12 protein-coding genes are annotated in these 13,478 nt (G+C 56.4%); 5 read left to right on the forward strand and 7 right to left on the reverse strand.

Annotated features, from left to right (window positions below; translation table 11 throughout):
* The first annotated feature begins 527 nt into the window (after positions 1 to 527).
* Entirely contained in the window at positions 528 to 1,724 is a 1,197-nt protein-coding gene (locus tag G5533_RS13925) for an NnrS family protein (protein WP_201992449.1), read from the forward strand.
* 16 nt (positions 1,725 to 1,740) lie between these two features.
* On the opposite strand, the gene G5533_RS13930 is transcribed toward G5533_RS13925, so the two are convergent.
* Positions 1,741 to 2,310 (reverse strand): helix-turn-helix domain-containing protein, encoded by a 570-nt coding sequence (locus G5533_RS13930; RefSeq protein WP_216947454.1) that lies wholly within the window; start codon positions 2,308 to 2,310, stop codon positions 1,741 to 1,743.
* A gap of 119 nt (positions 2,311 to 2,429) precedes the next feature.
* Here G5533_RS13930 and G5533_RS13935 point away from each other — a divergent pair, with 119 nt between their 5' ends.
* Together G5533_RS13935 and G5533_RS13940 are read left to right on the forward strand one after the other, a co-directional pair.
* The gene (locus G5533_RS13935; protein ID WP_279498989.1) at positions 2,430 to 3,605 is read left to right on the forward strand and encodes a benzoate/H(+) symporter BenE family transporter; all 1,176 of its coding nucleotides are present in this window, start codon (positions 2,430 to 2,432) and stop codon (positions 3,603 to 3,605) included.
* 122 nt (positions 3,606 to 3,727) lie between these two features.
* Positions 3,728 to 4,792: a DUF3103 family protein gene (locus tag G5533_RS13940; RefSeq protein ID WP_421255475.1), complete on the forward strand. Its 1,065-nt coding sequence runs from the start codon at positions 3,728 to 3,730 to the stop codon at positions 4,790 to 4,792.
* Between the two features lie 69 nt (positions 4,793 to 4,861).
* Here G5533_RS13940 and metF read toward each other — a convergent pair whose 3' ends face one another.
* Positions 4,862 to 5,752 carry a methylenetetrahydrofolate reductase gene (metF, locus tag G5533_RS13945; protein WP_005340191.1) on the reverse strand — a complete coding sequence of 297 codons (891 nt, stop codon included), beginning with the start codon at positions 5,750 to 5,752 and terminating at the stop codon, positions 4,862 to 4,864.
* 329 nt (positions 5,753 to 6,081) lie between these two features.
* Between metF and G5533_RS13950 the strand changes: the two genes are divergently transcribed.
* Positions 6,082 to 6,882: a GNAT family N-acetyltransferase gene (locus G5533_RS13950; RefSeq protein ID WP_258721854.1), complete on the forward strand. Its 801-nt coding sequence runs from the start codon at positions 6,082 to 6,084 to the stop codon at positions 6,880 to 6,882.
* A 73-nt stretch (positions 6,883 to 6,955) separates the two neighbouring features.
* Here G5533_RS13950 and G5533_RS13955 read toward each other — a convergent pair whose 3' ends face one another.
* The 4 genes from G5533_RS13955 to G5533_RS13970 form a co-directional block, all read right to left on the reverse strand.
* Positions 6,956 to 8,443, reverse strand: coding sequence for an ABC transporter substrate-binding protein (locus G5533_RS13955; RefSeq protein ID WP_421255476.1), 1,488 nt, complete (start codon positions 8,441 to 8,443; stop codon positions 6,956 to 6,958).
* Positions 8,444 to 8,451: 8 nt separating this feature from the next.
* Positions 8,452 to 10,431: a HAMP domain-containing methyl-accepting chemotaxis protein gene (locus G5533_RS13960; RefSeq protein WP_421244496.1), complete on the reverse strand. Its 1,980-nt coding sequence runs from the start codon at positions 10,429 to 10,431 to the stop codon at positions 8,452 to 8,454.
* Between the two features lie 222 nt (positions 10,432 to 10,653).
* Positions 10,654 to 11,250 (reverse strand): OmpW family outer membrane protein, encoded by a 597-nt coding sequence (locus tag G5533_RS13965; RefSeq protein ID WP_279464765.1) that lies wholly within the window; start codon positions 11,248 to 11,250, stop codon positions 10,654 to 10,656.
* Positions 11,250 to 11,384, reverse strand: a complete 135-nt coding sequence (locus tag G5533_RS13970; RefSeq protein ID WP_441254918.1) for a hypothetical protein — start codon at positions 11,382 to 11,384, stop codon at positions 11,250 to 11,252. Before G5533_RS13970 ends, G5533_RS13965 begins: the two co-directional genes overlap by 1 nt.
* Before the next feature lie 195 nt (positions 11,385 to 11,579).
* Between G5533_RS13970 and G5533_RS13975 the strand changes: the two genes are divergently transcribed.
* A complete protein-coding gene (locus G5533_RS13975; RefSeq protein ID WP_019445201.1) occupies positions 11,580 to 11,711 on the forward strand; it encodes a hypothetical protein in 132 nt (43 codons plus the stop codon).
* Here G5533_RS13975 and G5533_RS13980 read toward each other — a convergent pair.
* Positions 11,708 to 13,381: a sensor domain-containing diguanylate cyclase gene (locus G5533_RS13980; RefSeq protein WP_441254920.1), complete on the reverse strand. Its 1,674-nt coding sequence runs from the start codon at positions 13,379 to 13,381 to the stop codon at positions 11,708 to 11,710. The two genes, G5533_RS13975 and G5533_RS13980, sit on opposite strands and share 4 nt — an antisense overlap.
* Between the last annotated feature and the right edge of the window lie 97 nt (positions 13,382 to 13,478).

Raw genomic sequence — 13,478 nt, forward strand, 5'->3', positions numbered from 1 at the left:
GCGTTCAATCTGAGCCATGATCAAACTCTTCAATTTAAGTTTGGTTGCTTCGAAAAGCGGCTCAATGAATTGCTGAATTAACTGCTGCAACTTTCGTTGCTTTGGTCACTTCATCAGACATTGAAAATCAAAAATTGTTTTTGATGCTCGATGCTGTGAGTGCCCACACAGATTGCTTGATTCAAATTGTTAAAGAGCGTCACGCTTGTCGCGCTGAGGAGGCGCATATTACACCTCTCACTTCGAAAGTCAAGCGATTGTTTTCGCTTTTCTTTCGGCGCCCACTTCGCTAGGAAGCTGGCTCATCAGTTTGGCGTGTTCCGCCGTGCTGGTAGGGGCGCATTATAGGGAGCCGCGCCGGGATGACAAGGGCTTTTTCAGCAAAAAAGTTCGTTCGCTCAGATATCAAGCAACCACCTCTTTTTTTGCTCAAAATGGCATCAATCCTGACTATTGCCGGATTTAAATTGAACATTTGAAAAGCCAATTTATAATTGCCATTTCAAATGTTCAATTGGAATACCCTCATGCATCAAATCCTCGATAGCCATAAGGAAGAGCAAATCGTCCCGCTGTTCCGCTTGGGGTTCCGACCCTTCTTCTTGTTCGGGGCTCTGTTTGCTGCCGTCGCCATGTTGCTCTGGCTGGGGCAGCTCAACGGTTGGCTAACCTTGCCAGGGATTGCCAACCCGATCTGGTGGCATGGTCATGAAATGCTGTTTGGTTTCGGGGCAGCCATCGTCGCGGGCTTTCTGCTCACCGCGGTGCAGAACTGGACGGCCCATCCCGGTATTCGGAGCTGGCCATTGGCAATGGTGGTGGGGTTGTGGATATTGCCAAGGACCTTGTTACCCTGGCTGGGTGAGGAGAACATGATCCTGATGGTAGCAGACCTGCTCTGGCTGCCGCTGTGCGCCTGGTTCCTTGCCAAGCCTATCTTGATAACCCGGCAATGGCGCAACCTCTTCTTCGTGCCCCTGTTGCTGATACTGACCTTGCTCAATGGTGCCAGCTGGTTATGGCAGGCCGATTGGACCACCGTTGAGCACCTATTGATCACCACAGTGCTGTTGTTTACCACCCTGATCGCCGTGATGGGTGGAAGGGTGATTCCGTTCTTCACCGCCCGAGCAACCGGTCAGGATAAAGCTGCACCTCAGCTCTGGCTGGAGCGGGCGGCGCTCGCGACACTGTGGCTTATCTTGCTCTGCTGGCTGCTGCTCCCCACCCAATGGGTCACCAGCATATATATAGTGCCTCTCTATATAGTGGCGGCGAGTTTGCATCTGTGGCGGCAACTGCGTTGGCATCTGCCATCGACCCTTGCGCATCCCCTGCTGTGGTCACTCCATCTCGCCTATCTGTTTATCCCTCTTGGCCTGCTCGCCCTTGCGGCACATAGCGCGGGTCTGCCCATCACGTTGTCGATGGCCAGTCACCTGCTCAGCGCAGGCTGTATGGGCACCATGATCCTGGGCATGATTGCGCGAGTCTCCCTCGGCCATAGCGGTCGGGCCTTGCAGGTAGGACGCAGGATCACTGGCGCATTCGCCCTGGTTATCGCTGCCGCTACAATGCGGGTGACGATTCCGCTGTTCTGGCCTGCTTATACCCTGCATGGCTGGAACCTCAGCGCGCTTGCCTGGATCGCTGCCTATGGTCTGTTTGTCTGGGTCTATACCCCGATACTGATCCGCCCCAGAGCAGATGGTCGACCGGGTTGATGACTGCGGAACATGTTCAGGGTGTTGCCACCGGATAGTGGATGAGGTTGTGGAAAATCGCCGGGGCTATGCCCAGATTGCGATAACCGTGGGGACGGTCGGCAGCAAAACGCACCGCCTCTCCTTGCACCAATGAACGCCACTCCCCTTCCACCAGCACCTCCATCATGCCGCTGATGACGATGACATGTTCGGTCACTCCCGGCTCATGGGACTCGGATTCACGCTGGTAACCCGGCAACAGGGTCAGCTCAAGCAATTCGAAGCCAAACCGGTTTTCATAAGGGAAGAGGGGGGCCACTTGCATGCCCTCTCCCGCTGGCTGCTGGCGAATGGCATCGGCGGTGCGATAGAGCACCTCAGCCTGCGCAGCGGGTGTGGGCTCAATGAAACTGGAAAATGAGACTCGAAAACCGGTGGCTATCTTCCATAGCGTCGCCACCGTCGGGCTGGACTCTCCCCGCTCAATCTGCCCCAGCATCGCTTTGCTGACACCCGTTTCGCGCGCGGCGGCATCCAGGCTCCAGCCGCGCTCGCTACGCAGCCCCTTCAGTCGAGCAGCCAGATGCTGACTCATCTCTTGCATAACTGCCTCTTTATTACTCTTGCACGATGCACCTTGTGCGCTATAACGCACAGCGATATAGTCAAAGCTGTATTGTACGTAATAACGCACAGCGCGTCACAACGCCAAGAGGAAGAGTCATGCCCTTCGTCATCCCCCATCTGGTCGCAGGCTTTATCGCCGTGATGGTCGGCTACACCAGTTCCGTCATCCTGATCATCCAGGCCGCCACGGCAGCAGGTGCTGATACTGCTCAAGTCGCCTCCTGGCTCTGGACGCTGGGGATCGGCATGGGGGTGAGCTGCATCGGCCTCTCTCTCTATTACCGCATACCCATACTAACCGCCTGGTCCACACCGGGCGCGGCACTGCTGATCACCACGCTGGGCAACTTCACTCTGGCGGAAGCGATCGGCGCCTTTGTGATCTCCTCCCTGCTGATCACGCTGTGTGGCATCAGCGGCTGGTTCGACCGTTTGATGAAACATATCCCGGCTCCGCTGGCCGCCGCCATGCTCGCTGGCGTGCTGCTCAGATTCGGATTGGAGCTGTTCAAGGTCGCCCCGCAAGATCCCTTGCTGCTTGGCACCCTGCTGCTAGCCTTCCTGCTGGGTCGTCATCTCTGGCCCCGCTATACCATGGTGCTGGTACTGGGAGTGGGGATGCTGATCTGCAGCGTGCGGGGGGATTTGCAAATGGGCACCCTTCACTGGCAACTCGCCAGCCCGCTCTGGACATGGCCAGCCTTCTCCCTTGATGCTCTGTTTGGTATCGCGCTGCCGCTGTTCATTGTCACCATGACATCGCAAAACATGCCGGGAATTGCCATCTTGCGGGCCCACGGCTATCAGCCTTCCACCTCCTCGCTGATCAGCTGGACTGGCCTGACCGGCCTGCTGCTCGCCCCTTTTGGTGGCTATGCCTTCAATCTGGCCGCCATCACTGCCGCCATCTGCATGGGCAAAGAGGTCGACCCGGATACCAAGCGCCGCTGGCCTGCTGCGGTTTGGGCGGGTTGCTTTTATCTCGTGACCGGCTGCTTCGGTGCGACCGTCGCGGCCCTGTTTAGCGCCTTTCCGGCAACCCTTGTCACCTGCGTCGCCGGATTGGCCCTGCTAGGCACCATCGGCAACAGCCTGCACTCTGCCTTGCAAGAGGATGAAACGCGAGAAGCTGCGCAGCTCACCTTTATCATTACCGCGTCCGGGATCAGCCTGCTCGGCATCGCGGCAGCCTGCTGGGGTCTGCTGATTGGTCTGGCTATCTATCAGTTCCTATCATATCGACAAAGGAATCAATTGAACCTCAAACCGTGAACCTCTGCACACTATCCAGATAAAATGATTCACAAGTGAAACTAATTTCCTTCTAGTGGTGCCAGGGCACCAATCTTCCCGGACATGGTGCCCTGTCAGGTTCCATGCAACGGAGTATAAAAATGAAAAATCAGGCTGTCTTGTTACTACTGGCCATACTGGGAGCCACGAGCGTCCAGGCTGCCGATACGGATCGAGAGCTGGCTCGCCAGCTCGCACTTCAGCAGAAAAACCTGCTGCCCCTGCTGAGCAATCAGCAATATCAGAGCCCGCTTCCCAATCTGCTGCAGAAGGCCAGCCCGCGCCTTAAGCGGCAGGCGACCGATGCCAACCAGGCAGCCATCAGCCGGCAAGGACTGGATGGCGAGGTCAAGCAACTGATGCAGTTGCGGCTGGCCAACACCGATCAGGCCGCTGCACTGCAACAGGGCGTCGAACCGCTGGTCGCCTATGTTCCAAGTGGAGATGAGAAGAGCTGGAGCGCCATTGAAGCGTTCGACAGCGCCGGTAATCCAGTCTATCTGGATATCGACAAGGCACCGGCCCGGCCGGTTCTGGTAGTCGAAGCCGATCCCGTCAAAGCCAAAAACGCAGGCTTGAAGGTGATGCGCAAAGCGCTGGCCGATGCGGATCTGCAAAGCGCTCCACGAGCAGCGTCCAGCACAGCGCCGCTCAAGACCAGTATCCTGAAAAAGATCAGATTGAAGGATGATCAGGAGCCCTGGCTACTCGGCGCGGCCGAAGTGTATGCAGTGGTCGCAGGGGTCAATCCCAGCCGAGATGAGCCAGTAGTCGATATTGTCGACATGCCCTACCTCGACTATGACAACACAGACTACACCCCCAACCAGATCCTGGTTTACTGGGATCGCTATCGCTGGGGTGCCGTCGATGTGGTGATGATGGAGCAGGATGACAACGTCAACTACAAGGAGCTGAGCGCCCTGCTGATTGAAGCTCTCAAACTCGGCTTTACTGCGGGTGGCGTGCCGGAAGCACTGCCCTTCCTCGATCTCGGCGGTCGCATCGTCAAGGCGCTACCCGACTCCTGGATGACCAATAACGACGACTATCTGGATACCTTCTACACACTGGAGCAGGATCAGGTCTATCGCCAGTATCCGGGGGCTGCCGGTAATGCGGTTATCGATCTTGAGCCAAAAGAGCTCGCCCCGACCAGACCTTGATAATCGGCCATAACGAAAAAGCCAATGAGCAACTCATTGGCTTTTTGCTTTTATCGCGGTGACCACCGGTCAACCCTTGGGACGAACCCCCAGAGTATGGCAGATGGCATAAGTCAGCTCGGAGCGGTTCAGGGTATAGAAGTGGAAATCCTTCACCCCTTCCTGACTCAGCACGCGCACCTGATCGATGGCGATGCTAGCCCCCACCAGATTGCGAGTCATCTGATCGTTATCCAACCCCTCAAAACGCTGATGCATCCAACGCGGGATCTTCACGTTGGTAAAACCGGCAAACTTGGCCAGGGTCTGATAGTTGGAGACCGGCAGGATCCCCGGCACGATTTCAGCATCAATACCGATGGCGGCGCAGCGATCCCGAAAGCGCAAATACGTTTCCACATCGAAGAAGAACTGAGTGATGGCGCGGTTGGCACCGGCATCGATCTTGCGCTTGAGGTTGAGCAGGTCGGATTGCGCACTCTTGGCCTCCGGGTGCCCTTCCGGATAGGCGGCAACCGAGATATCGAAGTCAGCCTCCGACTTGAGCAGGGCAACCAGGTCGGTGGCATACATATCCGGTTTCTCCAGCCCCTGCGGCAAGTCACCGCGCAGAGCCACGATATGACGAATACCGCTGTTCCAGTAGTCGCGGGCGATGGTGCGCAGCTCGTCGCGGCTGGCATCGATACAGGTCAGGTGCGGCGCCGCAATCAGGCCTGTCCGTTCCTTGATGTCCTTGATCACCTTGTGGGTGCGATCACGGGTGCCGGAGTTGGCGCCATAGGTGACGGAAACGAACTTGGGTTCCAGCACTTTCAGCCGTTCGATGGACTGCCAGAGGGTATTCTCCATCCCTTCACTGTTGGGCGGAAAAAACTCGAAACTGACCGATATATCGCCATTCAAATCTGCCAAGCTCTGGTTGAGCGCCTCAACCTGACGTGCACTGTGAAAACCCATCTGCTCTTCTCCCTGTCCTACAATCCATCTGCCCACGTCAAAACGGATGTTTGGACGTCTAAACGTCTTTATATTTATGAGTAAAACGACACAAAGTCAACAGGGATTTACCTCACATCCGATCTGACGAACTTCATATTTACAAAATTAACGGTACGTAACCGAAAAGTGCCCATCCCAAAATCGCCCCAGTCGAGTTATGATGGGGGTAGATCGTCCTGGACGTTCTGAATCTGCGTGTGATTGTTTGGCCGGAGGTTTCTCCGGCCCCTTTTCATCTATTTCCCACTCCTGCCGATAACAGAATGAGTCTTTGCAGGAGCACCATCATGGATACCCACCCCGGCTTTGCCACCGACTTGCTGTTCGATCGCTATCAGGGCGAGGTTGTTCAGCACGATCAGTTCTGGGCGGTTCGTACGCCGGATGCTCCCGACTACTACTTCGGCAACTACCTGCTACTCCCCAACCCACCCAGCGACCGTGACAAAGGCTGGCTGGAAGCCACATTTGATCAGCTGATCGGCCAGGATCCTCGAGTGCGCCACCGCACCTTCCAATGGCCGCTGGCCGCCGGGCAAAACAGCCGGATCGCCGGTTTTGTCGCAACGGGATACCAATATATGGAGTGCGTGGTACTGGCGCTGGATGAACAGAGCTGCCCACCTCCTCACGACGACATGAACAAGGTTGAGGCACGCACCTTCACTACTGCTGATTGGCCTGAGTGGCTCGACTTCGAACTCAATGAACGGGATGAGGGACACTCGGAACAGAGCTATCTCCCCTATCTGCGATCCCGCCAGGCGCTCTATCAGGCCATGATTGCCGATGGTCTCGGGGACTGGTGGGGGATCTGGAAAGAGGAACAACTGGTCGCCAGCTGTGGCCTCTTCTTTTGCGGCACACTTGGGCGCTTCCAGTTGGTACGCACGCACCATGCGTGGCGCAATCAGGGGTTATGCCGCCAGCTGCTGAGTCAAGTGGCTCGCGCAGGATTATCCCGTGCCAAACAGCTGATCATAGTGGCTGACGAGCATTACCATGCCCAGCGCATTTACCGCTCTCTGGGGTTTGCCCCGGTTGCCCGCATCGGCAGCCTCTGCCGCTGGCCCCACGAAGCACAATAAAGCGATACATGCTGGCCGCGAGCCATAAAAAAACGGGAGGCTGATGCCTCCCGTTTTTATTGATGCAGATGACCTATTGCTGTGGCTGCTGTGGCGCCTCCAGCTCGTTGGAGAGCGCCTGTTCCACCTCATCCGACGGCGCCGGTAATGGGGCAGCGGCCGCTGATGCGGGTTCTGCGGGAGTCACAGCTGGTGCCACCACGGCCGATGTTTCACTGGTCGCGGGAGCTGCGGACACCTCAGTCGCCGGCGCTGAAGCCGAAGCAGGGGCAGGGGCAGGGGCAGGGACAACCGCATCACACTGACAATCCGCGCTCTTGGCCTTGTTGCCCTGATGAGGGGCATACCAGCTCTTCAAGCCACTTTCCAGTCGATCCGCGGCAGCCTTGGGCTCCATCTTGCCGAGCAACACAGCCTGACTCACCTCGGCCAGCTCATCCCCCAACTTGGGCGTACCACGGGAGAGGATCTGAGTCGCCACCCGAATGGTCGAGTCACACTGATCCCGCCACTCCATCATCTCTTTAGCCGCCGGATTGGTGACATCGAAGAAGTGGTTGGAGAGGGAAAAGAATCCAGGCAACGAGTTGGTATAGAGCTCGGCAAATTGCGGCGTCGTCAGCCACTGCAGGAAAGCCATCGCCCCCTCTTTGTTCTTGCTGGCCGGATTCATCCCCATACCGATATCGGTGTGGTCGGTAAAGAAACAGCCATCACCCTGTTTGGCCACCGGCGGGCGCATGACACCAAAATCGACCTTGCCGGTGAAGGGGGCAATCTCCCAGGATCCTGCAACATAGAAAGCGGCCTTGCCGGAGGTAAACAGTTCGTTGCTGGTCGCATAATCGCGGCTCTCGGCCCCCTCGCCAAGGTAGGAACGCCAGCGGGCCAGCTCATCGAACACCCTCACATATTGCGGGTTATCCAACCGCTCCTGCCCGCCGATCAGAGCCAGACGGCCGTCCTCTCCCTTCCAGTAGTTGGGGCCAATATTCTGGAAGCCAAGCTCTGAGGCAACCCAGCTCTCGGAACCGCTCATGGCCAACGGCACATAGCGCCCATCAGCCTTGATCTTGTCCAGCACGGCAAAGAACTGATCGCGGGTTTGCGGCAATGTCAGCCCCAACTCACTGAAGATCTTCTTGTTATAGAAGAAGCCATGGATGACCGACGCCATGGGTACACAGAAGGTCTGGGCACCGGAATCGGTCTGCCAGGGTGACTGGGCAAAACTCGGGAAGTTCTCCATTCCCGCCATCTCGGTCAGCTCGGCCAGATGTCCCGCCTTGAACAAGGCAAGCGAGTCATCAAACGGACGACAGGTAATGAGATCCCCCGCCTTGCCCCCTTTCAGGCTCTCCCACAGAGTGGGCATGTAGTTGACGTTCTGCACCGGATGAAAACTCACCTTGATGCCGGGATGCGCCGCTTCAAACGCCGGGATAATCTTCTGCTCCCACAACGCTTTGTCATCGGTTCGCCAGCTTTCAATCACCAGCTCGCTGGCCATCAGCTGGCCACACAACAGGAGACTCAGGGCTCCAATCCACTGTTTAGACATAAGCCCTCCTAGACCTTGAAATGTGAGATCAATTGCTGCTGTTTGGCGACCAGGTCGGCCAGCACTTCACTGCTGCTGGCGGATTCGCGCGCCTCCCGCTCCGTTTCGTATGCCACATCGGCAATACCGGCGATATGACGAGCGACCCCCTGACTGACGGAGATCTGCTCCTGAGCGGCATGGGCCACCTGATCAGCCATCGACTTGATGGCACTCATCCGATCGGCAATCGATTGCAGCGCAACATCCATCTCGCGAGTCTGCTCGACACAGCTCTGGGTCTGCTCTTGGCTGCGCCCCATCACTTCAACCACATGCTTGCTGGAGCTTTGCAGGTTCTCAATCATCCCCTGGATCTCTTCGGTCGAGGTCTGGGTGCGATTGGCCAGCGCCCGCACTTCATCGGCCACCACCGCGAAACCGCGGCCGGCATCGCCAGCACGGGCGGCTTCGATGGCGGCGTTCAAGGCCAGCAGGTTGGTTTGCTCGGCAATACTGCGGATCACATCGAGAATGCTGCCGATATTGTTACTGAATTCCCCAAGTTTGTAGGTGATGCCGACAGCCTCCTCCATGGCGCCAGCCAGCTGCTCGGTGATCCGGCGAGTGGTGGCCACTTTCTGGCGACCATTGCGCGCCTCTTCGTCAGCCAGATCCACTTCCCGCTTGGTGCCATCGGTAGAGCGGGCCACCTCGGTCGCACTCACTTCCAACTCGGTAATGGCGGCGGCTACCTGATCGGTCTGGCTCTTCTGCTCCTGCACCCGAGACATGGCCCGTTCGCTGATCTCGGCAGCGCGACTCGCCTCGTCCACCAGATGGCGGGAGCCCGCATTGATTTGGGAGAGCAGCTCGCCAGTCTTGCCCGCCAGCGTATCAATGGAGCGAGAGAGGCTGCCAAATTCGCAACTGCTGCGGTAGTTGATGCGCCGTGTCATGTCGCCAGCCGCCATGTAATCGAGCTCCTTGTTGATCATCTGCAACGGACGCTGAATGCTGCGTGCCGTGGTATAGCCGATCACCAGTGCGGCAGCAGCCGACATCGCGGCAACCACCAGGATCCAGAAGCTGGCACTGCTGACCGCCTCATCCGCATTGACACGGCTCTCGCTGGCGATGGCTCCGGCAGACTTGCCCATCTCATCGAGCAAATTGAGGCTGTTGACCAGACTGGCATCCAGCTGTTGATTCTGAGTAGCCAACGATAGCTCCAGTTGTTGGGCCTGACGCATGGTCGCCAGCAAGCCCTGAGCGCCGAGCGCCAGCTCCTGCATCCGATCCAGGTTGGAGACAAAGCGCGCTTTCACATCATCGGGCACCAGTACACGCTCCAGACGCTTGCGGGCCATCTCAATATCCTTGCTAAGCACCTTTTCCAGCTCGTTCAGGTCGGTTTTGGCATCGGCACGGCGGATATTCTTCAGATCGCGGGCGATCCCTGAGGTAATGAGTTCCGCCTTGTTGCGCATGGAACGCTTGCTGGCCGTCTGTTGCAACAGCAGATCAGCCGCCCACTGGTAGGTATCCTCAAGGCGGATAAATTCCATCTCCAGCTTGTGGCGCTGATCCAGTGCACTGACCCACTGCCTATGCTGGGCCAACACCTGATCCGCCAAGCCATAAAATTGGGTGGTAGCACTCTCGACCTGCTGGAAACGGGCTCGGGCATCCGCTACGCCGGTAAATTTACCCATCTCCTGACTCAGCTGGGCGAAGCGGTTCTGCTGCTCCTTGAACTGATTGGCCAGCTGCGGCAACTGGGCGGCATCTTCACTGGTGCGGTAGACCAGCACCCAGCGGTTACTATCCTGCAGTGCCCCCTTTAGACCTGCGACAGCCACTACCAGCGGGGTTGCCCGGTCAGATACGGCAGAGAGGCCGTCATTTATACCCTTGATTTTAAAGGTACTGATCACACCAAGCAGGATCAGCAACAGCAGCATCAACACGAATCCGGCGATGATCCGCTGCACAATAGATAAGCCCATGGAGACATCCTCACTCATTGGGGGAAGGTAAAGTGAACATAGTCACTATCGGCAAGGGTGGCGAATAACTGAAATAAAGCGACAGGGATTTAATTGATTTGTATCGGGTTGGATCACAGTCCAGACAAAATCAGCAATACGAAAAAAGCCCGGCAAAAGCCGGGCTGAAAGAGACGTACTTTGCTATCTTCCGCGATCCGTTCAGAACCGCAGTCAGAATCATTAGAAGCGGTAGCCAACACCCACCATAAAGGCCATCGGGTCGACCTTGGTATTAATGGTGCCAATCGCAGTATGCACATCGGTATCGATATCCATGATCCAGGCTGAACCGTTGACAAACCAGCGGTCAGTGATCGCCATATCGATACCAACTTGTCCGGCAACCCCCCAGGAGTCATCGACTTTGACATCGGTTCCTGACAGTGCACCACGACCCTCTTCATCAAAGAAGGTGGTGTAGTTCACGCCAATACCGACATACGGGCGAACCTTGCTTTGAGCATCGCCAAAATAGTACTGACCCATCAGAGTCGGCGGCAGATGCTTGATCTTGGCAACTTCAGCGCCACCCAGTTTGACTGAATGAGAGAAGGGGGTTGCAGCCAGCAATTCGATACCCCAGTTATCAGTAATCATGTAAGAGAGAGTCAATCCCAATTGCATGTTGTCATTAATTTCCAGCTCTACAGGCGTGCTGCTTTCCTGCGGCGATACAAATGCCAAACCACCACGAACCAGAATGTCGCCAGCCTGATGGGCCATGGCGAAAGGAGAGGCCACTGCAGCGGCAATCATCAGAGGAAGTAATTTTTTCATCACGTAATCCCTTTTTTGTTTTCATTTGATGCTGTAAGCCCGCTGACTATATGCCCTTGTAAATGCAAAGTTATTGACTTGAAGCAAAGGTTGCGCGGAAATAAATCGATTGGTGTGACATCTTTGCGCGCCATCCCAATCTCCTTGAGTCCCCAGACAACAAGCCGGAATACCTGTTTCGACAGGTTGTAACTAACCCCATTCAGCGCCAAAACAAGCAAGCAAACCACACCTTATAGCTCGGCAGAGTGGCTATTAATTGTTGTTAATATGGGCAAATCAGCGTATTTTTTGCGCCATGCAAGTTACTGGGAAGTAATGGTTTATTTATGAAAAATGAGTCGAAATGGCAAAAGGTGGGGGCCTTTCTCGCGGCCGTTTGGGGGATCGGATCCTTTCTCTTTATCCTGCTCGGTTTTATTGTCGCCCTGGCCTATCTGGTATTGGTACGGCAGGGTTAATCCGGATTGACAGAGTGCAGCAGGGTGATATGCCCCCCTTCGGCAAGCTGTTCCGGAGTCTGGCCCATTCCCTCCGCAGAGAGGCTACCTGCGTAGCCACACCACCGATTTCGCCCGCCGACTTTGGCCTGATACAGCGCCATGTCCGCCAGTTTGAAGCTGTGACTCCAGAATGAATCCGGACACTCCGGGTGCAACGGATAGCGGCAGAACCCCAGCGACACCGTCAACCAGAGTGGCGCATCCTCTCTGCCAAAGCGGTGCTGAGCGACACGCTGGCGCAGATATTCGACCCGCAACGCCAACTCTTGCTCGTCATCCACTTGTAGCAGCAACAAGAACTCCTCCCCGCCCAGCCGGATGATAGGCTCGCGCTCTCCTGTCACCACCTTGCACAGCAGACCCGCCAGCTGTTTCAGCACCAGATCCCCGATGTCATGGCCAAGGCGGTCATTGATCCGCTTGAAATGATCCAGATCCAGCAGCAATAACAGACAAGGTTTGGCCCGGTTGGCCTGCAACCAACCATCGAGATAGCGACGATTGAAGCAACGGGTCAAGGGATCGGTGAATGCAGCCATCTCCATCTGGCTGGATTTTTCCAACAAATCATCGTGTTGCTGACTAACCTTGCTGGCCATCTCCTTGAACTTGCCGCTCAGGGTCGCCATCTCGGCGCTGCTGTCGATATAGGGGATCAAGGTGGCATCTGGCCGATCGCCAAAGCGTTGCAGCGCCGACACCAGCTGCTGCAACGGGGTAAGCACAATGCTGTTGAGCCGGTACATGGCGATCATGACGCAGATAAAACTGATAAACAGCATGCCGATAAAGGTCCAGAGCGCCCCCTCCATGACGCCACTCAAGATCTTTCTCTCCTCCTCAATCACCAGGGTCAGTACCGGCTGGTTATCGCTGTTGAGCAGTCGCACCTCTCCCCTGAGCCGGGTCAGCCCAAGGTCGATCAGGCGATACGTTATTTGCGGTTTCAGTGGTTTGAAGGTAGCTGTGACATCCAGATTGGCGTGGGAGATCGCCAGTGGCAGCGCGGTACGCTCCGATACTTGCTCGAGGTAGGCCTTGTCGAGCCAACGAACAACCAGCAAGAAACCGTTGAACGGTGCCGACTCGTCACTGTTTCTGATCGGCTGCCACGAGTACATCAGCGGCCCCCACTGGGAAGCGCGGATCCCGTGCAGATTGATGCCCCCTTGTGCCACCGAGCGTTCTCTCAACTGCTTTTTCAATTCATCAAGGAAGTAGGGAAACTGGTCCGGATTGATCCCCGGCGCATCGGGTAGCAGGGTGCGCGTCCAGATTTCGTAGCCGGTGAGATCCATGAAGCTCATCAGGTTGAGACTAAAATCCCGCATCGGCATATCACTGAACAGGTTGGATTCGATGTACGCCCTGCTTTTGTTGTCCATAAAACGGTGACTGTCATCCCAGATGCCCCAATCCCGACTGAATGCATCCAGAGCGGCCACATCCGCCTGCACCGCCTTGGTCACGCGCAGCAGATGCTCCTTCATTCGCTGCTCTTCAATCCGGCTGGCAGCCGGGATTTGGGCCCACGCCAGCAGGACCAGCAATAGCAGGATCGCCCCCAGCCAGATGGGGAACATAGAGTAAGCCAACTGATGATCAATCGTACGCGGAGCCTGAGCCATAACCCGATATATCCATTACCATGATGCTGAGATGCCAAGCCTGCCCACACTTGACGAGCTTCCCCCTATGCTCCCGATTTTTATAACAAAAAGGGGC

The organism is Aeromonas sp. A600620 (genome assembly GCF_029479985.1).
In the GTDB taxonomy this organism is placed as follows: domain Bacteria; phylum Pseudomonadota; class Gammaproteobacteria; order Enterobacterales; family Aeromonadaceae; genus Aeromonas; species Aeromonas veronii_A.